This is a genomic window from Actinophytocola gossypii (genome assembly GCF_025165815.1).
Lineage (GTDB): Bacteria > Actinomycetota > Actinomycetes > Mycobacteriales > Pseudonocardiaceae > Actinophytocola > Actinophytocola gossypii.
The window spans coordinates 578,637-604,689 of sequence record NZ_JAFFZE010000006.1; the positions used below are offsets into that span (position 1 = coordinate 578,637).

Consider the following 26,053-nt stretch of genomic DNA (forward strand, 5'->3'; position numbering starts at 1 on the left):
ATGCGGAATTCCGGGCCCTGCGGCTTCTTCACAGGAACAACAAGACTCTTATAGCACAGATCCGGTTCGTCGGCTGGGTTCAGTGGTCAGTGCTGGTCCGGGTCGGGTCGCGCGTGTTGCGGAGTGTCCTGGTTGAGGTGCCCGGTGAAGGCGGACTCGGCCGGATCGGCTTCCCGGTACCCGGGCCGGGATTCCCTGGCGAAGGCCGAATCCCAGGCGGTGGGCTGGGTTTCCGCGTTCTCGGGATCGACGGGCTGCGACTGCCCGGCGAACGTCGCCTCCCATGGGGCGGCCTGTTGCGGAACCGACTCCGACTCGGTCCGAGGCGTCGGCTGGGGGATGAACCTGGGTACGTCGTCGGCCTCTGTGGACTGTCCGGCGTCGGCGGCGTCCACGTGTGCGGGCGGTGCCGTGAAGGCGGACTCCGCGTGTGCGGACTGGGCTGTGAGGGCGGGTTCCGCGTGCGCCCCCTGTGCCGGGACGGCGGACTCGGTGTGTGCGGGCTGGGCGGTGAACGCGGACTCCGCGTGGGCGGGCTGTGCCGTGAAGGCGGAGTCGGCGTGTGTGGGCTGGGCCGCGTGTGCGGGTTGTGCCGCGAGGGCGGAGTCGGCGTGCGCGGGCTGGGCCGTGAAGGCGGACTCTGCGTGGGCGGGCTCTGTGTGTGCGGGCTGCGCCGTGAAGGCGGACTCTGCGTGGGCGGGCTGTGCCGTGAAGGCGGAGTCGGCGTGTGTGGGCTGGGCCGCGTGGGCGGGCTGGGTCGTGAAGGTGGATTCCGTGAGGGTGGGCTCCGCGTATTCCGGTTGTGCCGCGAGGGCGGAGTCGGCGTGCGCGGGCTGGGCCGTGAAGGCGGGCTCCGCGTCGGCGGGTTGGGTGGTGACGGCGGGCTCGTGATGCGCGGCGACGGTGGCTTCTACCGGGACGGGTTGCGGTTGGGCGGCCGGATCCGGTTCGGGCTGACGCGGTGGGGGCATGCGGTGGGACAGGTCGCCCGCCGCGAACATCTGGCGGAGGGCGGCCTCGCTCTCCCGTAGGCCGCGTAGGAGGGCGTTCGCCTGCTCCAGTGCGTCGTGGACGATCGTTCTGGCCTCTTCGGATGCCTGGGCGCGGCACGCCTCGGCCTCGTGCTGGGCCTGTTCGATGAGGGCGACTCGTTGGCGCAGCAGGCGTTCCGCCTGCTCGACGAAGCCGGCGGCCTCGGTCTCCGCGTTCCGGCGGATGGCCTGTGCGTCCTGCTCCGCGGTGTCGATCAGCCACTGCACGGTCGCGGACGTCGGGGAGGGCATCGACTCGCTGCCCGGGGCGGGGGCCGGCTCGGCGGCGAGCGCTCTGGCCACCGCGTTGTCACGTTCGGCCTGGGCGTGCTCTAGCGCCTGGCGCAGCACGAAGATCTCCTGGTCGACGACGGCGCGGTCGTACCCGCGGAACCGCACGGGAAACGCCGGGGCGTAGCCGGAAAGTACGTTCTCGGACACTGCAGCAACCCCTTCAGCTCGCACGTCAGGCGGAGAACGCGAGGCGGGGCCGGCCGAAAGAATCCGGCCGGCCCCGCCTCATCCCCACCAGAGGTGGTGGCAGCACGCCACCTGGTGCCAGGTCAGTTGTCCTGGATGGAGCCGCCGTCCTCGATCGAGCTGGAGGCGCAGTTCTCCGGCACCACACCGGTCGCCTCGCTGGAGCCGGGGGACATGATCGGGATGCCGACGCCGTTGAGCACGTTCTCCACCGGCACCTGCACGCCCAGCACGTTGATGTTGTTGTCGCAGACACCGACGTTGGCGTTCACGTTGTGCAGCAGGTCGGTGTTGTTGAGGTTGGCGAGTCCGACCTGGTTCCAGTCGTCGCCGCCCTGGTAGCCGTAGCCGTCGTCGGCCGACGCGACGCCGGCCAGCGGGATGACGCTGGTCGCGATGGCGGCGGCGCCCACGAGGAATTCTTTCAACACTGTGGAAACTCCCTATCGGTTTTCGTCTTGCTTGTGGGGACTTCGGGCCCGTGGACTCAGTTGTCCTGGATGGTGCCGCCGTCCTCGATGCTCGCGGAGGCGCAGTTCTCCGGCGAGACGGACTCGGCCTCGTGCGCACCGGGGGACAGCACGGGGATGCCGACGCCGTTGAGTGCGTCCTCGATCGGCACCTGCACGCCCAGCACGTTGATGTTGTTGTCGCAGACGCCCACGTTGACGTTGACGTTGTGCAGCACGTCGGTGTTGTTGAGGTTGAGCAGGCCGACCTGGTCGTAGCTCTCGTCGCCCTGGTAGTACTCCTCCGCGCCCTCTGCGGCGGCGACGCCACCCAGCATGACCATGCCGGCGGCAACGCCGGCGGTCGCGAAGCCAATCTTCTTCAGCATCTCGGTATTCCTTCGTGTTGTTTGCAGCTCACTGCCCAGTCGGATCTGTGATGCGACCGGGTGGCGACACTAGCGCGGTTTTTCGGTTCAATTCCACTTGGCTACTACTATCGTGCGACTTGATGCTGCCTTGATCTACAAAATCGCGCGAAAACGGCAGATTTAATAGCTCTCCGCAGTCAAAATCGCACTCGATCGAGGGATCAAGAGTCCCTCTGACGGGTGGCGGCAGCGCAGGGGTTAGGGTGCGGTCAAGCTCTGCCATTAGGGAGGACCATGGGCGACGGACGGCTGGAGGTCGACGCGATCTCCAAGCGATACGGCGACGTGGTCGCCCTGCGGGACACGACCTTCGACGTGCGCGCGGGCGAGCTGTTCGGGTTCGTCGGCAGCAACGGCGCCGGCAAGACCACCACCATGCGGATCGCGCTCGGCGTGCTCGCCGCCGACTCCGGCGCGGTGCGGTGGGACGGCTCGCCGGTCACCCTGGAGACGCGGCGCCACATCGGCTACATGCCGGAGGAGCGCGGCCTCTACCCGAAGATGAAGGTCGGCGAGCAACTCGTCTACCTCGCGCGGCTGCACGGTTTGTCCGCCTCGGCCGCCCAGCGCTCCATGACGGACTGGACCGAGCGGCTCGGCGTCGCCACCCGCCGCGACGACGACGTGCAGAACCTCAGCCTCGGCAACCAGCAGCGCGTCCAGCTCGCCGCCGCGCTCGTGCACAACCCGAGCATCCTCGTGCTCGACGAGCCGTTCTCCGGGCTCGACCCGATCGCCGTCGAGGTGATGAGCGGCGTCCTGCTGGACAAGGCCGCCGAGGGCATCCCGGTCGTGTTCTCCAGCCACCAGCTCGACCTCGTCGAGCGGCTCTGCCACCGGGTCGGCATCATCCGCGGCGGCCAGATGGTCGCGGTCGGCACGGTCGACGAGCTGAGCGCGGGCGGCGCCACGGAGATGGTCGTCGACGCCCCGCACGCGCCGGAGGGCTGGGCGAACGGCCTCGCCGGCGTCACCGTCCGCCGCCGGGAGGGCGCCCGCACGGTCCTCGAGCTGGGCCAGGGCGCCGACGACCAGGCCGTGCTCGCCGCCGCCCTCGCCACCGGCCCGGTCACCGAGTTCAGCCGCCGCCGCCAGTCCCTCACCGAGCTCTACCGCAACGTAGTGAACCAGGAGGCGTCGTGATCCAATCGCCTCCTGCGGCCTTCCCAACCGCACCTCAGGGGACCGTGACGTGAGCCAGCCACCGGTACGTGACCAACCAGGACCCTTCGTGCCCGAAGCGACCAGGACTTTCAGTTCCGGAGAGGCGGTCCTGCTGGTCGCGGGGCGTGAGGTCAGGACGAAGCTGCGGTCGAAGGCGTACATCATCACCACGGTCGCCACCGTGGTGTTGCTCATCGGGTTCGCGCTGGTGATGAAGCTGGTCAGCGGCGGCTCCGACGCCACGGTCGGCGTCACCCCGCAGAACGCCGCGCTGGCCGAGCCGCTGAAGGCCGTCTCCAGCTCCATCGGCCAGAACGTCGACACCAGGGAGGTGTCCGAGCAGGACGGCCGCGACCAGGTGGCCGACGAGTCCGTGGACGCGCTGCTCGTCGGCCAGGGCGACCAGCTCCGCGTCGTCGTCAAGAAGGACATCGACGAGAACCTGCGCAACGCGCTCAACGTGCTCGCCGGTCAGCTCGCGCTCAACCAGGAGATCGCCCAGCTCGGCGGCGACCCGGCCCAGGTGAACGCGACCATGGCGGAGGCGGAGGTCCTGGTCGAGCCGCTCGAGGAGCCGTTCCCCTACGACCCCCAGCAGCTCGTCCTCGGCATCATCGCCGGGATCCTGATCTACATGTCGCTGCAGTTCACCGGGCAGCTGGTGGCGCAGGGCGTGGTCGAGGAGAAGTCCAGCCGGGTCGTCGAGCTGCTGCTGTCGACGATCACCCCGTGGCAGCTGATGGCCGGCAAGGTGCTCGGCATCGGGTTCGTCGGGTTCCTCCAGATGGCGGTGATCGGCGGGTTCGGCGTGGCCGCGGCGCTCGCGCTTGGCGTGCTGACGATCGCGGTGTCGACCGCGGTGGGCACGGTCGTCTGGCTGGTGGTCTGGTACCTGCTCGGCTTCCTGATGTACTCGCTGCTGTTCGCCGGACTCGCCGCGCTGGTGTCCCGGCAGGAGGACGTCGGCGGGGTCATCTCGCCCGCGCTGATGATGGTGATCGCCGGCTATGTCGTCGGCATCTCGGTACTGCCGACCGACCCGGGCAACACCCTGGTCGGGGTGCTGTCGATCATCCCGCTGTTCGCGCCGACGCTGATGCCGATGCGGCTGGCGATGGGCGGGGTGCCGTGGTGGGAGGCGGCGCTGTCGGTCGGGCTGGTCGTGGTGCTGATCCCGGTGCTGGTCTGGCTCGCCGGCCGGATCTACGCGAACGCGGTCATGCGCAGCGGCGCGCGGGTCAAGCTCACCGACGCGTTGAGAACGGCCTGAGACACGTCTTGAGCAGTGGTCACTCCCCGCGACCAGGTAGGATTGCCTCCAATGTGGCAGCGCTTACAGCTGCCACCCGTCGGCAAGCCCACATGACCGCCCACTGTCGGGGAGGCGTTCGTGATCAAGGTGCTTCTCGCGGACGACGAGGATCTCGTCCGTTCGGGACTTCGCACAATCCTGTCCAGCTCCGGTGACATCGAGGTCGTCGCCGAGTGCGACGACGGCCTGCACGTGGCCGACCTGGCCCGCCAGCACCGTCCGCACGTGGTGTTGCTCGACATCCGGATGCGCTCGGCGGACGGCATCGTCGCGCTGCGGCGGCTGCGCGGCCTGCCCGAGCCGCCGGTGGTCGCGATGCTGACCACCTTCGACGTGGACGAGTACGTGCAGGAGGCCCTGCGTATCGGCGCGAGTGGGTTCCTGCTCAAGGACACCGAGCCGGCCGTGCTGATCAAGGCCGTGCGTGACCTGGCCCGTGGCGGGGCCGTGCTCGACCCGAAGGTCGCCGCGCGGGTGCTGTCCGCGGTCGCCGACGGTGAGCGCGCGGCCGAGCCGGCGCGGCGGCTGCTCTCGTCGCTGTCCGACCGCGAGCGCGAGGTCGTGGCGCTGATCGGGCAGGGGCTGTCCAACGCGGAGATCGGCAGCGCGCTGCACCTGTCCGAGGCGACCGTGAAGGGCTACGTGTCCGCGGTGCTCGGCAAGATCGGCGCGGTGAACCGGGTGCAGGCGGCGCTGGTCGCCTACCGAGGCGGTCTGATCGCCTGATCGTCTCGGTTCAGTGACATTCACGCGCGCGGGCTACCCGATTTTCCGCATTGCTTGTGTTGCTTGTCGTCGTGGCTTGTCATGCCTTTTTCGGGTTGGCGACCGATCTGCCGTTCATGCATCATCCGGACGAGTCGACAAATCTGCGTGTCGTGGATTCCACGGTGACCTCTGGTGACCCGAACCCGCATTTCTTCAACTATCCGAGCCTGTTCCTGTACCTGATTCCGCAGTGCACCTCGACGGGCCGCTGCTTGGCTGGCCGGGGGCGTTCGTCACCGGGGGTGGGGTCCGTCGGAGTTGGTGCGCTGGGCGCGTTGTGGGTTTTCCGGCGCGGAACATGGGCGGCGTACGTGTTCGCCGGTGCGTCGATCGGCCTGGCCGCGGGCGCCAAGTACACGCCGGTTCTCGTGGCGGTGCTCGTACTGGTGGTGACGAAAAGACGCCAGGCATTGTTTCGCCTACCCGTGGCCGGAATCGTATCGGCGGTATTCTTTCTGCTGAGTACACCGTTCGCGCTGCTGGACGCCGGCACTACGCCACCGGTCACGACGGCATGGAGGGGCGTGCTGGTCGCGGCCGCGCTGGCCGGCCTGCTGGCGGTCGCCGTGGTCCACCGGGGCCGGTGGCCGGTGGCCGCGGTCCTGCTGACGTTCCCGGTGGTCCACGGCGATGCTGCTGCTGGCTCCACTGGCGGCGTTCCTGGTCGAGCGGATGAAAGGTCGGGTCCCGGTCACGACCGGCGCCGCGCTCGCGGCGCTGGCGGTGGCCGTGGTGACCACGTGGCCGCCGCCCGGCCCCACGACGTGGCGACGGGCCGTCGACTGGTTGGCCGCCCGCCCCGGCGCGACGCTGTTGGTGGAGGCGTACAGCCCGTACCCGGACCCCGACCGGCACCGGATCGTCGCCCGCGACCGCCTGGTCGATGGTCCCGTCCCACCCGGAACCGACTACCCGGTCGCCGCCGAGACCATGTACGGCCGCTACCTGATCGGCGCGTACCCGAAGCAGGAGGCGGCCTACGAGAAGTTGTTCCGGTCGCGAACCGCGCTTCCCATCCGCCGGGCCGTCGAGGTGGGGGCACCTTGTCGCCACGCTTTGCTGGCAGGCGTCAGGTCGCCCTTGGGGTCTTCTCGTGGTGGGGGCTTGACCTCCAGTGCGATCGAGGTACGAGCATCGGGGCATGCGAGTGATACAGGTTGTGCGGTTCGGTGGTCCTGAGGTGCTGGTGCCGGCGGACCTGGCGGACCCGGTCGCGGGTGACGCCGAGGTCGTGGTCGACGTCGAGGTGGCGGACGTGTTGTTCCTCGACACGCAGCTCCGGTCCGGGTGGGGCCGTGGGTACTTCGCGGTCTCACCGCCCTACGTCGCCGGGAACGGGGTCGCCGGCACGGTGTCGGCCGTCGGGCCGGGGGTGGACTCGGCGCTGGTCGGGCGGCGCGTGATCGCGCGGGTCGGCCCAACGATGAACGAGGTGCAGGTCCCCATGGGTGGGTATGCGGAACGAGCGGTCGCCGCGGTGGGCGAGGTGGTCGAGGTGCCGGACGGGCTCCCGCTCCGGGACGCCGTCACGTTCCTCCACGACGGTCCCACCGCGCTCGGCCTGCTCCACCACGCCGCGCTCCAGCCGGGGGAGCGCGTCCTGATCAACGCCGCCGCGGGCGGCCTTGGTGCGCTGCTGGTCCCCCGGGCCAAGGCGGCGGGAGCGACGGTCGTCGCCGCGGCCCGGGGGGCGCGCAAGCTCGAGCTCGTCCGCGAGTGGGGTGCCGACGTGGCCGTCGACTACACCGAGTCCGGCTGGCTGGACGAGGTCGGAGGCGTGGACATCGTGTTTGACGGGGCCGGCGGCGCGGTGGGGGAGGAGGCGTTCGGTCTGGTCGCGGAGGGCGGGAGGTACCTGTCCTACGGCGCCGCGTCCGGGGATTTCCCCCGAGTCGACCAGGCCGACGCCTCGCGCCGTGGCGTCCGCTACCTCGGGATTCAGGAGTTGCGGTACGACGGGCCGGAGGCGCGGCGGGAGCTGCGCGCCCTGATGGCCGAGGCCGCCGCGGGGCGGTTCCGACCGTTCGTCGGGCAGGCGTTCCCGCTGGAGCGGGCCGCGGACGCGCACGCCGCGATCGAGGCCAGGCGGACGGTCGGCAAGACGGTGCTCGAGGTGGGCTGATCCTTTTTCACTCCGGCGGCGAACTATTACAGTGCAGGCGTCGACGGAGACGAGGAGTGTTACATGATCAAGTACGTTGCCCTGTACCAGCCGCCCGCGGATCCGGAGGCGTTCGACCAGGCGTACTTCGAGTCGCACAAGCCGCTCATCGACGCGGTGCCGGGGTTGGTTCGGCAGGAGATCGCCAAGGTCACGCGCACGTTCGTGCCCGGGTTCCTCGGCGAGACCCAGCCGTACCTCATCGCCGAGCTGTACTTCGAGTCCAAGGAGGCGATGAAGGCCGCCTTCGCCTCGCCGGAGTGGCAGGCGTCGGGCGCGAATCTCACCGAGATCGGCGGGATGGACCTGGTCGCGATGTTCTCGGCGGAGGTCGTCGAGTGACGGTTCCCGGCACGGCCGTGGTGGTCGGCGGGGGCACCATGGGCGCGGGGATCGCGCACGTGCTGCTCGCCGCCGGTACCTCGGTCACCGTCGCGGAGGCGGACGCGGCGCGGGCGGAGGCGGCTCGGGGCGCGGTCGAGGCGTCGTTGCGCAAGGCGGAGGAGCGGGGGAAGCTGGACCGGCCGCGTCGGGAGGTGCTGGGCGGGCTGTCCACTGTGGACGACCTGGCGGCACTGCCCGGCGACGCGGAACTGGTGGTCGAGGCCGTGCCGGAGGACCTCGGGCTCAAGCAGCGGGTGCTGGCGACGGCCGCGCGGGCCTGTCCGGACGCGGTGCTCGCGTCGAACACCTCGTCGCTGTCGATCACCGCCCTGGCGGACGGGCTGCCGGGGGAGCGGGTGATCGGGATGCACTTCTTCAACCCGGTGCCGGTGCAGGCGCTCGTCGAGCTGGTCACCCACGGTGGGCTGCCGGCCGGGACGGTCGCGACCGTGCGCGGGTACGCCGAGGCGCTCGGCAAGACGGTGATCGAGGTGCGTGACTCGCCGGGGTTCGCGACGTCGCGGCTCGGGGTCGCGGTCGGGCTGGAGGCGATCCGGATGCTCGAGGAGGGCGTCGCGTCCGCCGAGGACATCGACACCGGCATGCGCCTCGGCTACGGCTGGCCGATGGGTCCGCTGCGGCTGACCGACCTGGTCGGGCTGGACGTGCGGCTGTCGATCGCGTCGCACCTGGAGGGCGCGCTGGGGCCGAGGTTCGCGCCGCCGGAGCTGCTCAGTAACAAGGTGGCGCGCGGCGAGCTCGGCCGTAAGACTGGGCGGGGGTTCTTCGACTGGTCGTGAAGGGGATGCCGTGCTAGTGAGGTCCTATCGGCAGGGTGACGACGCGGAGCTGTACCAGCTCGGGCGGCTCGCGTTCGGTGGGCCGAGGGAGCCCGAGCCGGACATGTTGTGGTCGGCGCAGCCGGGCTGGACCGGGCTGGTCGCCGAGCGGGACGGCGCGATCGTCGGCAGTGTGAAGGTGCGCGAGTACCGGCAGTTCTTCGGCGGCGCCGCGGTCCCGATGGGTGGGCTCGCGAACGTCGCCGTGCACCCGCACGCCCGCGGCGGCGGCGTCGCCACCGCGATGCTCGACGCGGTGCTGCCGCACATGCGCGAGCGCGGGCAGGTGATCTCCGCCCTGTTCCCGTCGGTGCCGCCGCTCTACCGCACCCGCGGCTGGGAGCAGACCGGTGACTACGAGCGCGCCACTCTGCGCTCCGAAGCGCTCGCACTGCTGGGTAAACCGGCCAAGCGGCCGGTCATGCGCCGCGCCACCCGCGACGACCTGCCCGCCCTGGCCGACGCCTACCGCAGCGTCGCGTCCACAGTGGACGGAATGCTCGACCGTGCCACGGCGGCGTTCCAGCCGGAGAAGGTGCTCGACCTGGACATCGTCGACATCGTTCCCGGCGTGGACGGGTCGGTCCTCGGCTACGTCAGCGCGGACCGCCCGGACGGCGAGCGGCTGCTCTGCCACGACCTCGTCGCCCGCGACCGCGACACCGCGCTCGGCCTGCTCGCGAGCCTCGGCAGCTGGTCGGGGCTGCTGGACGAGGTCTCCCTGCGCATCGTCGACCCGGCGTGGTGGCAGCTGCTGGTGACCCTGCCGGTCCTGCACGACGTGCGCAACCACCCGTGGATGCTCCGCGTGGTCGACCTCCCGGCCGCCGTGGCCGCCCGCGGCTGGCCGGCCGCCACCGCGCTCCGTCCGTCCTCAGTGGACATCGAGGTGGTCGACGAGCACGCTCCGTGGCATTCCGGGCGGCACCGGCTGGTCGTCGAGGACGGTACGGTGACCTGCGAACCCGGCGGCACCGGCGCGGTCCGCCTCCAGGCCCGCGCCCTCGGCCCGTGGTTCGCCGGCTCGGCCGACACCGCGATGCTGCGCCGCGCCGGCCTGCTCGACGCCGACCCCGCCGACGCCCGCCTGCTCGACCTGCTCACCGGCGCCCCGCACCCGTGCCGGATGGCCGACTCGTTCTGAACCGCCTTCAGGGCACGTGAGCGGGGGTGAAGGTCACCGGGAGGCGGAGCAGCGCGATCGTCTCGGCCAGCTCCGGACCAGGTCTTCGTGATGCTCTTCCGGGCACGAGACCGGCGCGAACGTGCTCACCTGGGTGTTCCACCGCCTCGGGTCCGCCAGGAGGTCGACCACGAGCTCGACGGCCGCCCGCCGTCGCTCGCCGACTGCGGCCGGCTCGCCTACACCCGCTGCGTGATCGACGAGGCGCAGCGGATGTACCCGCGGCAGTGGCAGGGCTGGCGCCATCGCGGCCGGCACCGACATCCTGTTCAGCCCGTACCACGTGCACCGGCACCCGGACTTCTGGGACGATCCGGAGGAGTTCCGCCCGGAGCGGTTCGCGCTCGGCGAGATGCGCCTGGTGCCCCGCACGCGCTGAGCAGGGCCTCTCAGGCGCGTCTCAGCAGGGCGGGCGACACTTGCCGCATGCGCATCCTCGTTGTCGACGACGACCGGGCCGTGCGGGAGTCGCTGCGGCGGTCCCTGCAGTTCAACGGCTACCAGGTGGACCTGGCCACCGACGGTCAGCAGGCCCTGGAGTCGATCACCGCCGAGCGCCCGGACGCCCTGGTGCTCGACGTGATGATGCCGCGTGTCGACGGGCTCGAGGTGTGCCGGCGGCTTCGCGGCACCGGCGACGACCTGCCGATCCTCGTGCTGACCGCCAGGGACACCGTGTCCGACCGGGTCGCCGGGCTGGACGCGGGCGCCGACGACTACCTGCCCAAGCCGTTCGCGCTGGAGGAGCTGCTGGCCCGGCTGCGCGCGCTGCTGCGCAGGCGGAACTTCGACACCGCGGCGGGCGAGGCGGCGCCGAAGACGCTGTCCTTCGCCGGCCTCGACCTGGACCCCGGCACCCGCGAGGTCCGCCGGGGCGAGCGGTCGATCAGCCTCACCCGGACCGAGTTCTCGCTGCTGGAGCTGCTGCTCGCGCACCCGAAGCAGGTGCTCACCCGCGGCCGCATCCTGGAGGAGGTCTGGGGCTACGACTTCCCGACCTCCGGCAACGCGCTGGAGGTCTACATCGGCTACCTGCGCCGCAAGACCGAGTCCGAGGGCGAGCCTCGGCTGATCCACACCGTGCGCGGGGTGGGCTACGTGCTGCGGGAGACGCCCCCGTGATTCCGGACACCCCGGCCACGATCATCAACCGGCAGCGGATGTCGTTGCGCGTCCGGGTGACCTGGCTGGTGGCGAGCTGCGTGGCCGGGGCGGTGGCGCTGGTGTCGCTCGGCGCGTACCTCACCGTGCGGGACAACCTGTACAACCAGATCGACGCCACCCTGGCCCGCAAGGCCACCGAGACGGTCAAGTCGACGGCGGTGGCCGAGACGCCGACCGGATCGTTCCCGGCCGCGTTCCTCCGGCTGTCCGACGTGCAGTTCGTGCTGATCGACTCGGCCGGCACACCGCTGTTCCCCGACCGCGACCTGCCGCCGGTCAGCGGCACCGAGCTGGCCGTGGCCCGCGGCGAGGCGTACAGCCGGATCCGCACCGACACGGCGACCGACGCGCGGGTGTTGTCCGTGCGCTACCGGGACGGCCAGGCGCTGGTGCTCGCCCAGTCGCTGCGGCCGACCAAGGAGCAGCTCACCGACCTGTCGCTGGTGCTGTTCCTGATCGGCGGCGCCGGCGTGGTGGTCGCCGCGCTCGCCGGGACCGCCGTGGCCCGCACCGGCCTGAGCCCCGTGCAACGCCTCACCCGCGCCACCGAAAGGGTCGCCCAGACCGGTGACCTGCGCCCGATCCAGGTCGAGGGCGACGACGAGCTGGCGCGGCTGTCGCACAGCTTCAACCTGATGCTCGCCGCGGTCGCCGACGCGCAGGAACGTCAGCGCAGGCTGGTCGCCGACGCCGGCCACGAGCTGCGCACGCCGCTGACGTCGCTGCGGACGAACCTGGAGCTGCTGCTGGCCGCGGAACGTCCGGGCGCCCCGACACTGGCCGAGGAGGACCGCTCGGAGATCCACGACGACCTGCGGGCCCAGCTCGACGAGCTGACCCAGCTGATCGGCGACCTGGTGGAGCTGGCCAGGGAGGACGCCCCGCCGGCGACCCGCGAGCAGGTGGACATGGTCGAGGTGGTCGAGCGGGCGTTGGACCGGGCAAGGCGGCGGGCGAGCGACGTGCACTTCGAGGTCGACCTGCGCCCGTGGTTCCTGCTCGGCGAGCCGGCCGCGTTGGAGCGGGCGGTGCTGAACCTGCTGGACAACGCGGTGAAGTTCAGCCCTGCTGGCGGGACGGTGCGGGTGGAGCTGCGGCCGGCGGGGGACGGGTACGCGTTCCTGCAGGTCGCGGACGCCGGGCCGGGGATCAACGACGCGGACCTGCCGTACGTGTTCCACCGGTTCTACCGGTCGGACGAGGCGCGCACACTGCCCGGATCCGGGCTCGGCCTGGCGATCGTGAAGAGCGCGGCGGAGCGGCACGGCGGTCAGGTGTACGCGGGCCGGTCGGCGGACGGCGGCGCGCTGATGGCGGTGCGGTTGCCGGGGGCGTCGTCGATGATGTCTCCGATGAGCTGAACTCACCGGCTCCGCATAGGTTGGTCTCAGGCCGTTCTCAGGACCAGCACGCAAGGTGATGACATGACCGAGGACAACCGGGACCCGAGTCCCGAGGAGCCGGCCCGGTCGGAGCCCGCAGCCCCGGCCCCCGGCGCCGAGCCAGCTGCCGGTGCCGCCGACCCCGGTGCCCCACGCGCCGCCGACCAGCCGTCGCCGCCCGAGCCCGCCCGGCCGGCCGAGCCCCCTTCGGGATCGACGCCCGGCCTGACGTTCGGTTCACCTGACCCTGTGGCTGGCTCGCCCGGCCCGGTTCCCGGTTCTTCCGACTCCGTGTCGGGCTCGTCCGGTCCGGTGTCCGGCTCGCCCGGCCCGGTTCCCGGTTCTTCCGACTCCGTGGCCGGCTCGCCCGGTCCGGTGCCCGGTTCGGCTGACCAGGTGTCCGGTTCGCCCACGCCCGGCGCCGGCTGGACGCCTGGTTCGTCGCCCTACGGCGGCCAGCCCGGCTCGCCGTACGCCCGTCCGAGTTCGGCGTCGTTCGGCGACGACACGTCGACTCCGCCGCGAGGTTTCGCCCCGCACGGCGAGGGCGTCCTGTTCGGCACCGCCGTCAACCAGGGCGGTGCCCGGCCGCGGACGGCAGGCTACCCGTCGATGGGCCCGCCGACCGGGGTCCAGCCGCAGGTGCCCGAGCAGCGCAGGGCACGCAACGGTCTGGTCGCCGGCGTGACGGTGCTCGCCCTGCTCGTCGGCGGTGGTGCCGGCGCGGTCGGCGGGTACGTCGTGTCGGAGAACAACGACTCGGCGCCGGTCACGAACGCGCTCGACCGTCCGCCGCCGGCGGAACGGACTTCCACCGCCCCGTCGGGTTCGATCGAGGCGGTGGCGGACAAGGTGCTGCCGTCCGTGGTGCAGTTGCAGGTGCGTGGCGGGTCCTCGGCAGGGGAGGGTTCCGGCTTCGTGATCAGCTCGGACGGGCTGATCGTCACCAACAACCACGTCGTCGAGGCCGCCGCGGACGGTGGCCAGATCGTCGCCGTGTTCCAGGACGGCAGCACCGCCGCCGCGGAGATCGTCGGCCGCGACCCGACGTCGGACGTGGCCGTGGTGCGCGCCGACAAGACCGGGCTCCAGGCGGTCGAGCTGGGTCGCTCCGACGACCTGCGCGTCGGCGAGACGGTGGTGGCGATCGGGTCGCCGTTCGAGCTGTCCGGCACCGTGACGTCCGGCATCGTGAGTTCGCTGCACCGCCCCACCAGGGCCGGCGGCGAGGACGGCTCCCAGGCCACGGTCCTGGACGCGATCCAGACGGATGCCGCGATCAACCCCGGCAACTCCGGTGGCCCGCTGGTCAACATGCAGGGCCAGGTCGTCGGCATCAACTCGGCCATCTACAGCCCCACCCAGAGCGGTTCGGTCGGCATCGGCTTCGCGATCCCGATCAACCAGGCCAGGCGGGTCGCCGACCAGATCGTCGAAACCGGCCAGGCGACCCAGACCGTCCTCGGCGTGACCGTCCGCGACGGCGACCAGGGCGGTGCGCAGATCGTCGAGGTCACCCCCAACGCGCCGGGCGCGAAGGCCGGCCTGGAACCCGGCGACGTCGTCACCAAGCTCGACGAACGCCGAATCGACACCTCGGACGCGCTGGTCGCCGCGGTTCGCGCCCACGCCCCCGGGGACAAGGTCCGACTCGAGTTGGACAACGGTTCGCGCACGGTTGAGGCAACACTTGCCGGACAGCCGGTCGAAACTGAATGATTAGCGTGGGCAAATCCCACCCATGACGCTCGGCCCCAGGACAGGGGCCGAGACCAACCCCGGCTCGATGCCCCCGAGCCGGAAGAGCTCCTCGAGGGCTCTGCGAACGGCGCCGCACGCGGACGGTCAACCCCTCGCTCGCCCGCGTGCGGCGCCTCGCACGACCACAGTCCGATCGGAATCCTGGTCGGTGTCGGTACCGTCGGCCGCGTGAGGCATACCGCGATCGTGTTGCCGGGTGGGCGGTACGGGCCGCAGGCGCCCCTTCTCATGTATGCCGCCGATGCCGTCGAGGCTCGTGGCGGCTCCGTTCGCCACGTCACCTGGGATCCGCCCTACGAGCCCGGCGCCATCCCGCCTGACGACGTCACCTCCTGGGTCACCGCTCAGGTCCCGCCCGTCGACACCCGCCCGCTCCTCATCGGCAAATCGCTCGGTACCCACGCCGCCGTCGTCGCCGCCGAGCACCGGTTGCCGGCCGTCTGGCTCACCCCGCTGCTCACCGTCGCCCCGGTCGTCGACGCGCTCCGCCGCGCCACCGCCCCCGCCCTGCTCGTCGGCGGCACCGCCGACCGGTTCTGGGACGGCGACCTCGCCCGTGACCTCTCCCCGCACGTCCTCGAGATCGACGGGGCCGACCACGGGATGTACCTACCCGGCCCCCTTGCCGCCTCCGCCGCCGTCCTCGGGCAGGTCGTCACCGCCGTCGAGAGGTTCCTCGACGACGTGGTCTGGCCAGGCCACTGACCAGCACCCCCACCCACACCACGCCCAGCGCCACCGCCAACCCCAGCACGTAGTCCCGGTCGTGCAGGCCCGGGTTCTCCGGCACCCCGTACGGCCGCCACAGCAGCGGCACCGCCAGCACCACCAGCACCCCGCTCGACACCGCCCCCACCGCCACCGGCGCACGCCAGCGCTCCGGCACGAACCGGGCCACCGCCAACCCGACCACCCCGACCAGCGGCGCCACCACGGCGTCGTGCACCACCGGCCCCCCGGCGAACCACAGCAACGCCGGCACCGACACCGACTCCACCGCCAGCCACGCGCCCCAGGCCAGCGCCGCCACCCCCAGGACCGCCAACACGACCCGCACCTACGCCACCTCCAGCCGCGTGACCCACTTCGTCTGCAACACCCCGGGCCGGCTCGGCGCGATCAGCCGGCACGGGTACCCGTGGTCCGGCGACAGCACCTCGCCGTTCAGCCGCAGCGCGAGCAGCGTCCTCGGATCGTCCGAGTGCGTCCCCGGCAGCTCGCTCGTCCGGTACGCCCCGCGCTCCTCCAGCGACGACACCCGCACCCGCGCACCCGGCGCCACCCCCGCCAGCCGCAGCAGGTCGGCCACCGGCACGCCGGTCCACGTCGCGGACTGGCTCCACCCCTCCACGCACGCGATCGGCAGCGTCTCCGTCGACTGCGGCAGCGCCCGCAACTCGGCGAGGGAGAACTCCCGCATGCCCACGGTCAGCCGCCACGTGTCGTCGACCTCGGTCACGCCGGCGGCCCGCGCGGTGCGGTTCACCGGCACGCCCTGCGGACCACGCGCCGACCGCCAGGACAGCACCGACACGTCCCGCAGCGCCGGCACCGTCGCACCCGCCGTCGCCACCACCGCCACCCCGGTCGCCAGCCAGGTGCTGCGCAGGAACTGCCGCCGGGACAGCACCGGCGCCGGCTCGCGGTCCAGCCGGGACAGGCCGCGCCGCACGACCGGCAGCTTCACCGCCACGTGCACCAGCACCGAGCCGATCGCCACCCAGGCCACCGTGTGGTGCGCCTCGACGAACCCGAACCCCCACACGTAGTTCTGCGCCACGTTGAACAGCCCGGTGACCACCTCGAAGAACGCCGCTCCGGACAGCACCAGGATCGACGCCCGCTCCAGCGCGTGCGGCAGCGACCGCACCAGCGGCCGGCCGAACAGCTTCGGGTAGACGCTCCACAGCTTGGCCAGCAGCAGCGGAACCGACGCGACCCCGCTGACCACGTGCACGCCCTGCGTGATCCGGTACAGGTCGGCCGGCGCGGACGGCCAGTAGCTCCCGCGCTGGGCGAAGTGGCTCAACAACCCGGTCAGGAAACAGATCCCGAACGACACCCCCAGCCAGAGACCGATCCGCACGGTCACCCGCTCGTCGTGTGCGGCGCCACGAAACTCGGGAACACGCACCCTCATCGGCCCACCTCCGCGAACCAGCGGCCGCCCGCCGCGCGCACCCAGCCCGTCGACATACCGGCCTCCCCGGCGACGTCGGCCACCGCGTCCGCGGCCACCCACGCCCAGTCGAACCACCGGCCGCGCTCGGGGGTCGCCGTCGCCACCCGCACCCGCCCGTGCCGCACCCCGCCACCCGGCGGATCCACCTCGACCAGCGCGCTGCCCTTGTCGCACAACAGCTCCCGCACCCGGCGCAGCAGCCGGACCGGGTCGCCGCCGATGCCGATGTTGCCGTCGGCCAGCAGCGCGTGCCGCCACGTCCCCTCGCCGGGCTGCGGCTCGAACACGTCCCGCCGCACCGCGGGCGCGCCGGCCTCGGTCGCCAGCCGCACCGCCACCGGCGACACGTCCGTGCCCAGCGCCGGCACCCCGCGCGCCAGCAGCGCCGCGGTCAACCGTCCGGGCCCGCACCCGACGTCCAGCGTCGGGCCTGTGCAGTGCCGCAGCAGCAGCTCGTCGCCCGGTGACGGCGCCGCCCGCCACCGCTCGGTCGGCAACACGATCCGCTCACCCGTCGCCAGCTCCAGCCAGCACCGCCGGCCGAGCAGTCCGGGCGCGAACTCGTCCGCGGCGATCACGGTGTTCACGACGCCACCGCCGAGTACGCCCGGGCGAAGTGCGTGCCCGGCGCCGTCGCCGCCACCCGCGCGGCGTCCGCCATCGTGTCCACATCGGACATCGCGAGCAGCCGGCGCACCCGAAGACCCTTGCCACGCAGGGCGAACAGCGTCCGGCTGCCGGTGTCCGGGCGGGACGTCGGCACCGTGCGCAGCACCGACGCCGCGGCGGGGGAGCGCAGGCCGAGGCCCCACCAGCCGCCGTCGGTCGCCGGGCCGAGCACCGCGTCGGTGTCCTCGGCGAGCAGCCGCACCACCGCCCCGGTCAGCACCTCCGGCCGCAGCTGCGGGGTGTCCATGCCGATCTGGAACACCGGCACGCCCGGGAACAGCCCGCCCGCCTCCGCGTGCGCGTTAGCCAGCCGCTCGCCGAGGTCCGCGCCGCGCTGCGGGACGACCGTGCACGACGACAGCACCGCGGTCAGCTCCGCGGACCGCTCGGCCGCCGGCAGCGACCCGGTCATCGCCACCACCGGCAACGTCCCGGGCACCGCGAGCACCGCGGCCAGCGTGTCGAGCAGCGCCGCCGCGGCCAGCCCGGCCGCCACCCGGTCGCCGACCGACCTGGCCAGCCGGGTCTTCGCCAGCCCGGGCACGGGGGCCTTCGCCACCACCAGCAGGCACGCGTCCGGCGCCGTCATCGCAGCACCGCCGCCATGTCCCGGACCGCGCGCGCCGTGCCGCGCACCGAACCGGACACCTTCGACCGGGTGCCCGCCGCTCTCGGCCGGTACGGCACGTCCAGCTCCACCACCGGCCAGCGCGCCCGCGCCGCCCGCAACAGCAGCTCCAGCGGGTAGCCGAACGCCCGGTCGGTCACCCCGAGTTCCAGCAGGTCGCGTCGCCGGACCGCGCGCGCCGGAGCGATGTCGGACACCGGCACCCCCCGACGACGCAGCATCGCCGCCAGCACCCGGTTCCCGGCCCGTGCGTGCCACGGCCACACCCCGCGCGCCACCGGGACCCGGCGGCCGACCGCGAGCCGCGCCCCGTCGTTCACGGCCGCCACCAGCGCGACCAGCGACGCGGGGTCCAGCGACCCGTCGGCGTCGAGGAAGCAGACGGTTTCCGACCGGGCCGCGAGGAGTCCGGTGTGGACGGCGGCGCCGTAGCCCTTCCTCGGCTCGCGCAGCACGACCGCGCCGTGCTCGGCGGCGACCTCGGGCGAGCCGTCGGTGGAGCCGTTGTCCACCACGATCGGTCGGTAGCCGGCGGGCATCGCCGCCAGCACCCCGGGCAGTGCGGCGGCCTCGTCCAGGCACGGCAGCACCACGTCGACAGCGTTCATGCGAACGAAGCTAGGTCCACCCGGGACGGACGGAAAGCGTTGCGGCGCTTACCGAAGTATGACGTCGCCCGAGTTCTTACCGAGTGCTGACGGATCGCCGCCGCACCGCGCGCGGATCCGCCGGGCGGCCTACGGTCCACCCCGTGACCACCGCCGTGACCCGCCAGGAGGCGACCAGCACCGGACACCGTGCCGACCTCGTCGCCGGTGCCTGCGCGCTGCTGCTGGTGGCCGCCGCGCTCGTGGTCGGCATGCTCACCGGCGCCCGGCTCCACGGCGGCGAGCGGTTCCCGGGCGCGTCGCCGAGCTTCGGCGAGTACCCGGTCCTCGGCCACCTGTCCCCGCACGTCGGCCCGGGCACGCTGCTGGCCGTGCTGGTCGCCGCCGCCGTGGTCGCCTGGGGTCCGGCGCTCGCCGAACGGCTGCGCTGGCGGGCGGTGCTCGCGGTCGCGTACCTGACGTCGGTGGCGTGGATCCTCGCGCTGGCGCTGGTGGACGGGTGGCGGCCGGGCGTGGTGCACCGGCTGGAGACCCGCGAGGAGTACCTGCACGAGGTGCCCGGGATCACCGACATCCCGGCGATGCTCCGCGAGTTCGCCGCCAGGATCCCGGCCGGGCAACCGGACTCGTGGACCACGCACGTGTCCGGCCACCCGCCGGGCGCCACCCTGACCTTCGTCTGGCTGGACCGCATCGGGCTCGGCGGCCCGACCGCGGCCGCGTTGTTCTGCGTCGCGGTCGCCGGCCTGGTCGCGGTCGCCGTGCCGGCCACGGTGGCCGTCCTCGGCCGCGTCGACCAGGCCCGCGCCGCGATCCCGTTCGGGTGCCTGCTGCCGGGCGCGGTGTGGCTCGGGGTCTCCGCGGACGCCATGTTCGCCGGGGTCGCCGCCGTCGGCGTGCTGCTGTTCGCGCTCGGCGCGGCCCGGCGCCGGTGGTGGCTGTGCGCGGCGGGTGGCGCGGTGCTCGGCTGGTCGGTCTTCCTGTCCTACGGGCTGGTGCTGATGGCACCGGTCGCGCTGGCGGTGGTGCTGGTGACGCGGTGCTGGCGGGCGCTGGCCTACGCGGTGCCGGCCGCGCTGGCGGTCGCCGGGGTGTTCGCGCTGGCCGGGTTCTGGTGGCTGGACGGCTACGACCTGCTGGTGCGGCGGTACCACGACGGCATCGCCTCGGCCCGGCCGTACTGGTACTGGGTGTGGGCGAACCTGGCCTGCCTGGCGCTCGCCGTCGGCCCCGCGGTCGCCGCCGGACTGCGGCGGACGGCACCGGAGTTCCTGGTGCCGCGTCCGTCGCCGGTGCCCGCGCTGGCCCGCGGCGCGGCGCTCGCGGTGCTGGCCGCGGACCTGTCCGGGCTGTCGAAGGCGGAGACCGAGCGGATTTGGCTACCGTTCGCGGTGTGGCTGGCGGTGGCCGCCGCCACGCTGCCGGGCGGGTCCCGGCGGTGGTGGCTGGCCGCCCAGGCCGCGACCGCGCTCGCGGTCAACCATGTGCTGCTGACGAACTGGTAGGTGAGGATGAACGCGCCGTCGAGGGTGCTCGTCGTGGACGACGACCTCACCGTCCGGGACGTGGTGCGCCGCTACCTGGAGCTCGCCGGGCACCAGGTGGCGCTCGCCGACAACGGCGAGGACGCGCTGGCCTGGATCGCGCGGAACGAGCCCGACCTGGTGGTGCTCGACCTGATGCTGCCCGGCATCGACGGCCTCGAGGTGTGCCGGCGGCTCCGGGCGACCAGCGCGGTCCCGGTGGTGATGCTGACCGCGCTCGGCGAGGAGGAGAACCGGATCGCCGGCTTGCAGCTGGGCGCCGACGACTACGTGACCAAGCCGTTCAGCCCCCGCGAGCTGGCCCTGCGGGTGTCGTCGGTGCTGCGTCGCGCCGCCGCCCCGCCCGCCGCGGCCGCCAGGGTGCTGACCGACGGCGACCTGCGCGTCGACCTTCCCGCCCGCACGGCGTCCCTCGGTGGCGCGGAGCTGGCGCTGACCACCAGGGAGTTCGACCTGCTGGCGTTCCTGCTGTCCCACCCGGGTGAGGCGTTCACCCGCGAACAGCTGTTGGAACGGGTGTGGGGCTGGGACTTCGGCGACCAGTCCACTGTGACCGTCCACGTGCGACGGTTGCGGGAGAAGATCGAGCCCGCCCCCGCGAAGCCGAGGCGGATCGCGACCGTGTGGGGGGTGGGGTACCGCTATGACGCCGCACCGTAGCCAGATGATCGACCCGAGCGAGTCGTTCGGCGAGCTGCTCACCCACGCCCTGCACATCCTGCCGGTGGCGCTCGCGCTGGTCCTCCCGGTGGTCGCGCTCGGGGCCGGGGTCCTCTACTGGGTCCGCCGGGGCTCGCTGACCACGACGATGACCGTGCTGGTGCTGGTCCCGGTGGTCGCGTTGATGGCCGGGGTGCTGGGCGTCAGCGGCTTCATGTTCAACGCGACCCTGACCACGATGGCGCTGGTGTGCCTGCTGGTGGTGCTGGTGACGCTGCCCGTGGCGCTGCTCCTCGGCCACGCGATCGCCCGGCGGAGCGTGTGGGAGCGGGAGGCCCGCGAGCGGGAACGCGCGGCGGAGGCGTCCCGCCGCGAGCTGGTCGCCTGGATCAGCCACGACCTGCGCACCCCGCTGGCCGGCATCCGCGCTATGGCCGAGGCGCTGGCGGACGGCGTGGTGTCCTCGCCAAGGGAGGTCGCCGGCTACGCCACCCGGATCGGCGGGGAGAGCAGGCGCCTGGCCGGCATGGTCGACGACCTGTTCGAGCTGTCCCGCATCACGGCGGGCGCGCTGCGGCTGACCATGTCGCAGGTGGCGCTGGGGGAGGTGGTGAGCGACGTGCTGGCCGCCCAGGCGCCGATCGCGCAACGCAAACGGGTGCGGGTCGCGGCCGAGGCGGCCACCGAGCCGGTGGTGTTGGGCAGCGACCCGGAGCTGGCCCGGGTGGTCCGCAACCTGGTCTCCAACGCCATCCGGCACACCCCGCCCGACGGCACGGTGGCGGTCCAGCTCGGCGTCGACGGCCACGACGCGGTGCTGTCCGTCGCCGACGGCTGCGGCGGCATCCCGGACGCCGAGCTGGACCGCGTGTTCGACGTGGCCTTCCGCGGCTCGGCCGCCCGCACCCCGACCCTGACTCCCGACGCGCAGCCCGGTGCCGGTCTGGGCCTGGCGATCGCGAAGGGCCTGGTGGAGGCCCACCGCGGCCGGATCGCCGCCCGCAACCAGGGTCCTGGCTGCCGCTTCGAGGTCCGCCTGCCGCTGGCCGTCCGGTGACCGCGCTACCGGCGTCCGACGGCCGGTTCAGCGCGTGAAGTAGCCGGCCACGTCGGCGATCAGGTCGACCGTGCCGGCGTTGTTGTACAGCCACACCTCGCCGTCCGGGCCGACCGAGGTCGACGCCAGGTTCGACGCGGTCTGGCCGCGGACGAGGTTCAGGTTCGAGGCGCCGGGGCGGGCCGGGGTGGCCGACGTCCTCGGGTGCGCCGTGACGTACGTGGCGGTGCTCGGGGAGACGCCGGTCAGGTTGACCACCGCGCCGGTGACGTCGGCGGTGTCCGTGGTGTCCAGCGCGATCGAGTGGCCGGTGCCGCCGGTGGGCACCCAGGTCACCGCCTTGGTCCGGGTGTCGAGCAGCCGCCACGGCGTGACCGCGACGAACGACGAGCCGGCGCCCGGGGCGTACCAGCCGGCCAGGTCGGCGAGCAGGTCCACCGTGCCCCAGTGGTTGTACAGGTCGACCGCCCGGTCGTCGCCCAGCTTGACCGTGACCAGGTTCGGGGTGGCGTTCGCGTCGGCCAGGTTGAGGTTCGACACCGCCGGTCGCGGCTGCCCGGACGGCCAGGCCGAGACGTAGGTGGTGCCCGTCGCGCCGACGCCGGTCAGGTTCAGCGTCACCGCCGTCGCGTCCGCCGGGACGAACGGCGCCAGGTCCAGGGTGCGGGTGGTGCGCGTGCCGAGCGGTGCACCCGGCCGGGTGTCGAGCACCCGCTCGGGCGCCTGCGGCGTGAACAGCCCGGTCGCGTCGGTCGCGTACCAGCCGGCGAGGTCGGCGAGCAGGTGCGTGTTCCCGTTGTGGTTGTACAACCGGACCTGGCGGTCGGCCCCGACCTTGACCGTCACCAGGTTGGGGCGCGTCTCGTCCCCGGTCAGGTTCAGGTTGGACACGGAGGGTCGCGGTGCTCCGTTCGGCCACACCGTCACGTACGTCGCCGCCGACGCGAGGCCGGTGACGTTCAGGACCGCCGCCGTCGCGGTGGCGGGCAGCCGTCCGGAGAGGTCGAGCGTGACGCTGCCGCGCGGCCCCAGCGGGGTGCGGGTGCCGACGCCGACCGCGTTGCGGGTGTCCAGCACGCGCACCGGGTCGGTCGCGGTGTAGCCGGCGGGGTCGGCGGCCTGGGTGGCGAGCGCGCTCAGGGTGGCCTCGCCGCCGCTGATGTAGTTCAGGTCGGTGGCCGCGGCGATGCCTGGCACGGAGCCCTGGTTGGTGTACTGCCACATCGTGTAGTCCGGCCACCCCGGCGGCATGGTCGGCGTACTCGCGTACGAGGCGACCCACAGCGGGTGGCCGGCGAACGCGGAGGTCCCGCCGGTGCAGTCGCGCCACCAGCTCGCGCTGGTGTAGATGATGGCGTCGACGCCGGTGCGGCGCTTGACCTCGGCCAGGAAGTCCCGGATCCAGGCCACCATCTGCGCGTCGCTCAGGCCGTAGCACGCGTCGGTGCCGTCGTCGCCGACGTACGGGTTGGCCTCGACGTCCAACGCGGGCGGCAGCGTGTCGCCGTCCTGCCGGTAGGCGGCCCGGTCGAGGAAGTAGTCCGCCTGTTCGGTCCCGTTGCTCCAGTTCGGAATGGCGAAGTGGTAGGCGAAGGTGTACATGCCGGCCGCGGCGGCGCCCGCCCGGTCGCCGGCGTAGTACGGGTTCGTGTAGTAGGTCCCCTCGGACGCCTTGATCGAGACCGACCGGTAGCCCGCGCCGGCGACCTGGCCCCAGTCGATCGCGGCGCCGTTCGGGTGCTGGTGGCTGGCGACGTCGATCCCCTCGACATCGGCGGCCGCCATCGCCGGCGGGTTCTCGGCGCGCTCCTCGTCCAGTTCGGCGGTGGTCCGGGGACTGTGCGTGTTGTCGACGTTGTCGCGCTCGACGCCGCCGGTCACGATCGGCGCGCCGCTCGCCACCGGGGCGATCGCCACGAGCACACCCGCCGCGAGCGCGGCCGCCAGAACGCCGCCCAGGACACGCCCAGCCACATCGACCCCCAGATCGTCCGAGTTCGTCGATCTTGTATCGCTCGGGGCCGGCGGAAGTTACACCGATCCGGTGACGGCGGCGGGTGCCCGCAGCGGGGCCGACGCGAACTCCGCGATCCCCCGCGCGAACGGCGTCCTGGCCGTGAACCCCAGCAGTTTCCTGGCCCTGGCCGGATCGGCCACCACGTGGCGAACATCACCCGGCCGGGCGCCGCCCACGACCCGAGGGCTGGGCCCGTCACAGGCCGAGGCCAGCTCGGTGGCCATGTCCAGGACGGTGTGCGGTTCGCCGGAGCAGACGTTCACGGCGGTCAGCGCGCCGGACGGAGCCGCGGACTCGCCGGTCTCGCCGGTCTCGCCGGTCTTGCCGGTCTCGTCGGTCTCGCCGGTCTCGACGGCGAGGGCGTTGGCCAGCGCGACGTCGGTGACGTGCACGAAGTCCCGGAGCTGGCGGCCGTCCTCCAGCACGGTCGGCGCCTCGCCACGCCGCAGGGCGGAGCGGAACAGCGAGGCCACGCCGGCATAGGGGGTGTCGCGGGGCATCCGGGGCCCGTAGACGTTGTGGTAGCGCAGGGCCAAGACGGCGCCGCCGGTCTGCCTGGCCCACGCCGAGGCCAGGTGTTCCTGAGCTGCCTTCGTGGCGGCGTAGGTGCTGCGAGGGTCGATGGCCGCGTCCTCGCCGACCAGGGCGGGGGTCAGGTCGGCCCCGCAATCCGGACAAAGCGGCTCGAACCGCCCCCGTTCCAGGTCGTCCGGATGGCGAGGCCCAGGCCGAACCTCGCCATGATTGGGGCACCGATAACGACCCTCGCCGTAGACGACCATCGAGGAGGCCAGCACGAGCCGCCGCACCCCGACCCGATGCATGGCCGCGAGCAGCACCGCGGTGCCGTAGTCGTTGTGCAGGGCGTAGTCCGGGGCGTCCGAAGGATCGAGCCCGTGCCCCACCACGGCGGCCTGATGACAGACGACGTCGACCCCGCGCAGCAGGCGGGCGAGCAACTCCCCGTCCCGAACGTCCCCGACGACGAGGTGCGTGTCCGTCGGCTGTGGACCGTGTGCCTTGGGTGAAAGGTTGTCAAGCAGCACGGTGTCATGGCCGCGTTCGGCCAGGCTGTCCGCGACGTGGGAGCCGACGAACCCGGCCGCACCGGTGATCAGAACGCGCATGCCGTCGACGGTATGGCGGGTGGTGGTCTGCCGAGCCGTTTGAGGTCGCCGCGTCACCGAATCGTCAGATGTCCCCACGCGGCGCGGCCTTTCCACGAACGAGTGGCCGACCCGACTACGGTGGGAGACATGGAACGCAGCGCGCAGCGGCTCGGCAGGGCCCTCATCGTGATCGTCGACGACCGGGTGGCCCATGGGGAGCACGAGGATTCGGTCGGCCCGCTGGTCACCGAGCTGCTCGAGGAGAACGGTTTCATCGTCGACGGCATCGTCGCGGTGGCCGGGGAGACCGTGGACATCCGCAACGCGCTGAACACCGCCGTAATCGGCGGCGCCGACCTGGTGATCACGGTAGGCGGAACCGGCGTCTCCCCCCGAGACGTGACCCCCGACGCGACCCAGGGCGTCCTGGACCGCCCCATCCCAGGCATAGCCGAGGCGATCCGCTCGTCCGGCCTGGCCGCAGGCGCGGTCGACGGCGGCATCTCCCGTGGGCTCGTCGGCATCTCCGGCAGCACCCTGGTCGTGAACCTGGCCGGCTCCCGCACCGCCGTCAGGGACGGCATGGCGACCCTGTCGTCCCTGGTCCCCCACGTGATCGACGAGCTGTCCGGATTGGACGCCACGTAGAAGCCCGGTCTCGGTTCAGCCCAGCCCCAGCCCGGTCTCGATCTCGGCTCTCACTCCCGGCGCCGATCTCGTCCCCGTCCGGCGCGCCCGCTGAAGCGCAACCCGGCCATGGCCCAGCGCCGCCTGGCCCGCTGTGGCCCTGGTCCGGCTCGGGCCGACTCAGCGTGGCTCGGCTCGGCTCGGTTCGGCGTGGTCCGGCTCGGTTCGGCGTGGTCCGGCCCGGCGTGGCTCGGCTCGGCTCGGTTCGGCGTGGTCCGGCCCGGCGTGGCTCAGCCCGGCTCGGCTCGGCGTGGTCCGGTTCGGCGTGACTTGGTTCGGCTCGGTCCGGTTCGGCGTGGCCCGTTCAGCGCGGCCGGTTCGGCGTGGCCGGCCCGCCCGGCCGATGTGGTCCGGTACGACGTGGCGTGGGCTGGCGTGACCCG

27 protein-coding genes are annotated in these 26,053 nt (G+C 72.7%); 17 read left to right on the forward strand and 10 right to left on the reverse strand.

What is annotated here, in order from left to right:
* Positions 1-86: 86 nt before the first annotated feature.
* From JT362_RS07400 to JT362_RS07410, 3 genes are all read right to left on the reverse strand, one after another.
* The gene (locus tag JT362_RS07400; protein ID WP_260190267.1) at positions 87-1,472 is read right to left on the reverse strand and encodes a hypothetical protein; all 1,386 of its coding nucleotides are present in this window, start codon (positions 1,470-1,472) and stop codon (positions 87-89) included.
* A 122-nt stretch (positions 1,473-1,594) separates the two neighbouring features.
* Positions 1,595-1,942, reverse strand: coding sequence for a hypothetical protein (locus JT362_RS07405; protein WP_260190268.1), 348 nt, complete (start codon positions 1,940-1,942; stop codon positions 1,595-1,597).
* Positions 1,943-1,998: 56 nt separating this feature from the next.
* Entirely contained in the window at positions 1,999-2,349 is a 351-nt protein-coding gene (locus tag JT362_RS07410; RefSeq protein WP_260190269.1) for a hypothetical protein, read from the reverse strand.
* A 276-nt stretch (positions 2,350-2,625) separates the two neighbouring features.
* Here JT362_RS07410 and JT362_RS07415 point away from each other — a divergent pair, with 276 nt between their 5' ends.
* The 13 genes from JT362_RS07415 to JT362_RS07475 all read left to right on the forward strand — a co-directional run bounded on the left by JT362_RS07415 (position 2,626) and on the right by JT362_RS07475 (position 15,214).
* A complete protein-coding gene (locus JT362_RS07415; protein ID WP_260190270.1) occupies positions 2,626-3,534 on the forward strand; it encodes an ABC transporter ATP-binding protein in 909 nt (302 codons plus the stop codon).
* 88 nt (positions 3,535-3,622) lie between these two features.
* Positions 3,623-4,825: an ABC transporter permease gene (locus JT362_RS07420; protein WP_260190271.1), complete on the forward strand. Its 1,203-nt coding sequence runs from the start codon at positions 3,623-3,625 to the stop codon at positions 4,823-4,825.
* A gap of 120 nt (positions 4,826-4,945) precedes the next feature.
* Positions 4,946-5,593: a response regulator gene (locus JT362_RS07425; RefSeq protein WP_260190272.1), complete on the forward strand. Its 648-nt coding sequence runs from the start codon at positions 4,946-4,948 to the stop codon at positions 5,591-5,593.
* 672 nt (positions 5,594-6,265) lie between these two features.
* On the forward strand, positions 6,266-6,814 hold the full coding sequence (locus JT362_RS07430; protein WP_260190273.1) for a hypothetical protein: 549 nt from the start codon (positions 6,266-6,268) through the stop codon (positions 6,812-6,814).
* The gene (locus tag JT362_RS07435) at positions 6,777-7,757 is read left to right on the forward strand and encodes a zinc-binding dehydrogenase (protein ID WP_260190274.1); all 981 of its coding nucleotides are present in this window, start codon (positions 6,777-6,779) and stop codon (positions 7,755-7,757) included. Before JT362_RS07430 ends, JT362_RS07435 begins: the two co-directional genes overlap by 38 nt.
* Before the next feature lie 63 nt (positions 7,758-7,820).
* Positions 7,821-8,138 carry an EthD family reductase gene (locus tag JT362_RS07440; RefSeq protein WP_260190275.1) on the forward strand — a complete coding sequence of 106 codons (318 nt, stop codon included), beginning with the start codon at positions 7,821-7,823 and terminating at the stop codon, positions 8,136-8,138.
* Positions 8,135-8,980: a 3-hydroxyacyl-CoA dehydrogenase family protein gene (locus tag JT362_RS07445; protein WP_260190276.1), complete on the forward strand. Its 846-nt coding sequence runs from the start codon at positions 8,135-8,137 to the stop codon at positions 8,978-8,980. Before JT362_RS07440 ends, JT362_RS07445 begins: the two co-directional genes overlap by 4 nt.
* Positions 8,981-8,996: 16 nt before the next feature.
* On the forward strand, positions 8,997-10,163 hold the full coding sequence (locus JT362_RS07450; RefSeq protein WP_260190277.1) for a GNAT family N-acetyltransferase: 1,167 nt from the start codon (positions 8,997-8,999) through the stop codon (positions 10,161-10,163).
* Positions 10,164-10,446: 283 nt separating this feature from the next.
* Positions 10,447-10,581 carry a cytochrome P450 gene (locus JT362_RS07455; protein ID WP_260190410.1) on the forward strand — a complete coding sequence of 45 codons (135 nt, stop codon included), beginning with the start codon at positions 10,447-10,449 and terminating at the stop codon, positions 10,579-10,581.
* 47 nt (positions 10,582-10,628) lie between these two features.
* Positions 10,629-11,324, forward strand: coding sequence for a response regulator transcription factor (locus JT362_RS07460; protein WP_260190278.1), 696 nt, complete (start codon positions 10,629-10,631; stop codon positions 11,322-11,324).
* Positions 11,325-11,362: 38 nt separating this feature from the next.
* Positions 11,363-12,727 (forward strand): sensor histidine kinase, encoded by a 1,365-nt coding sequence (locus JT362_RS07465; RefSeq protein WP_260190411.1) that lies wholly within the window; start codon positions 11,363-11,365, stop codon positions 12,725-12,727.
* A gap of 63 nt (positions 12,728-12,790) precedes the next feature.
* Positions 12,791-14,467, forward strand: a complete 1,677-nt coding sequence (locus tag JT362_RS07470; protein WP_260190279.1) for a trypsin-like peptidase domain-containing protein — start codon at positions 12,791-12,793, stop codon at positions 14,465-14,467.
* Between the two features lie 210 nt (positions 14,468-14,677).
* A complete protein-coding gene (locus JT362_RS07475) occupies positions 14,678-15,214 on the forward strand; it encodes an alpha/beta fold hydrolase (protein WP_260190280.1) in 537 nt (178 codons plus the stop codon).
* Here JT362_RS07475 and JT362_RS07480 read toward each other — a convergent pair.
* Genes JT362_RS07480 through JT362_RS07500 form a run of 5 tightly spaced genes read right to left on the reverse strand, consistent with a single transcriptional unit; the run spans position 15,165 to position 18,596 of the window.
* Positions 15,165-15,566, reverse strand: coding sequence for a hypothetical protein (locus tag JT362_RS07480; RefSeq protein WP_260190281.1), 402 nt, complete (start codon positions 15,564-15,566; stop codon positions 15,165-15,167). The two genes, JT362_RS07475 and JT362_RS07480, sit on opposite strands and share 50 nt — an antisense overlap.
* Positions 15,567-16,649 (reverse strand): molybdopterin-dependent oxidoreductase, encoded by a 1,083-nt coding sequence (locus JT362_RS07485; RefSeq protein ID WP_260190283.1) that lies wholly within the window; start codon positions 16,647-16,649, stop codon positions 15,567-15,569.
* Positions 16,646-17,278, reverse strand: coding sequence for a methyltransferase domain-containing protein (locus JT362_RS07490; protein WP_260190284.1), 633 nt, complete (start codon positions 17,276-17,278; stop codon positions 16,646-16,648). The genes JT362_RS07485 and JT362_RS07490 overlap by 4 nt, the downstream gene beginning before the upstream one ends.
* Positions 17,275-17,949: a TIGR04282 family arsenosugar biosynthesis glycosyltransferase gene (locus tag JT362_RS07495; protein ID WP_260190285.1), complete on the reverse strand. Its 675-nt coding sequence runs from the start codon at positions 17,947-17,949 to the stop codon at positions 17,275-17,277. Before JT362_RS07495 ends, JT362_RS07490 begins: the two co-directional genes overlap by 4 nt.
* Positions 17,946-18,596 carry a glycosyltransferase family 2 protein gene (locus JT362_RS07500; protein ID WP_260190286.1) on the reverse strand — a complete coding sequence of 217 codons (651 nt, stop codon included), beginning with the start codon at positions 18,594-18,596 and terminating at the stop codon, positions 17,946-17,948. Before JT362_RS07500 ends, JT362_RS07495 begins: the two co-directional genes overlap by 4 nt.
* Positions 18,597-18,739: 143 nt before the next feature.
* On the opposite strand from JT362_RS07500, the gene JT362_RS07505 reads away from it, so the two are divergent.
* Genes JT362_RS07505 through JT362_RS07515 form a run of 3 tightly spaced genes read left to right on the forward strand, consistent with a single transcriptional unit; the run spans position 18,740 to position 21,857 of the window.
* Positions 18,740-20,101 (forward strand): hypothetical protein, encoded by a 1,362-nt coding sequence (locus JT362_RS07505; protein WP_260190287.1) that lies wholly within the window; start codon positions 18,740-18,742, stop codon positions 20,099-20,101.
* A gap of 6 nt (positions 20,102-20,107) precedes the next feature.
* Positions 20,108-20,800 carry a response regulator transcription factor gene (locus tag JT362_RS07510; RefSeq protein WP_260190288.1) on the forward strand — a complete coding sequence of 231 codons (693 nt, stop codon included), beginning with the start codon at positions 20,108-20,110 and terminating at the stop codon, positions 20,798-20,800.
* A gap of 4 nt (positions 20,801-20,804) precedes the next feature.
* Entirely contained in the window at positions 20,805-21,857 is a 1,053-nt protein-coding gene (locus tag JT362_RS07515; protein WP_260190289.1) for a sensor histidine kinase, read from the forward strand.
* Between the two features lie 27 nt (positions 21,858-21,884).
* On the opposite strand, the gene JT362_RS07520 is transcribed toward JT362_RS07515, so the two are convergent.
* Together JT362_RS07520 and JT362_RS07525 are read right to left on the reverse strand one after the other, a co-directional pair.
* Positions 21,885-23,831 carry a GH25 family lysozyme gene (locus JT362_RS07520; RefSeq protein ID WP_260190290.1) on the reverse strand — a complete coding sequence of 649 codons (1,947 nt, stop codon included), beginning with the start codon at positions 23,829-23,831 and terminating at the stop codon, positions 21,885-21,887.
* A 57-nt stretch (positions 23,832-23,888) separates the two neighbouring features.
* Positions 23,889-25,001 carry an NAD-dependent epimerase/dehydratase family protein gene (locus tag JT362_RS07525; RefSeq protein ID WP_260190291.1) on the reverse strand — a complete coding sequence of 371 codons (1,113 nt, stop codon included), beginning with the start codon at positions 24,999-25,001 and terminating at the stop codon, positions 23,889-23,891.
* Between the two features lie 129 nt (positions 25,002-25,130).
* Between JT362_RS07525 and JT362_RS07530 the strand changes: the two genes are divergently transcribed.
* Positions 25,131-25,631, forward strand: a complete 501-nt coding sequence (locus JT362_RS07530; protein ID WP_260190292.1) for a MogA/MoaB family molybdenum cofactor biosynthesis protein — start codon at positions 25,131-25,133, stop codon at positions 25,629-25,631.
* The last annotated feature ends 422 nt before the right edge of the window (positions 25,632-26,053 follow it).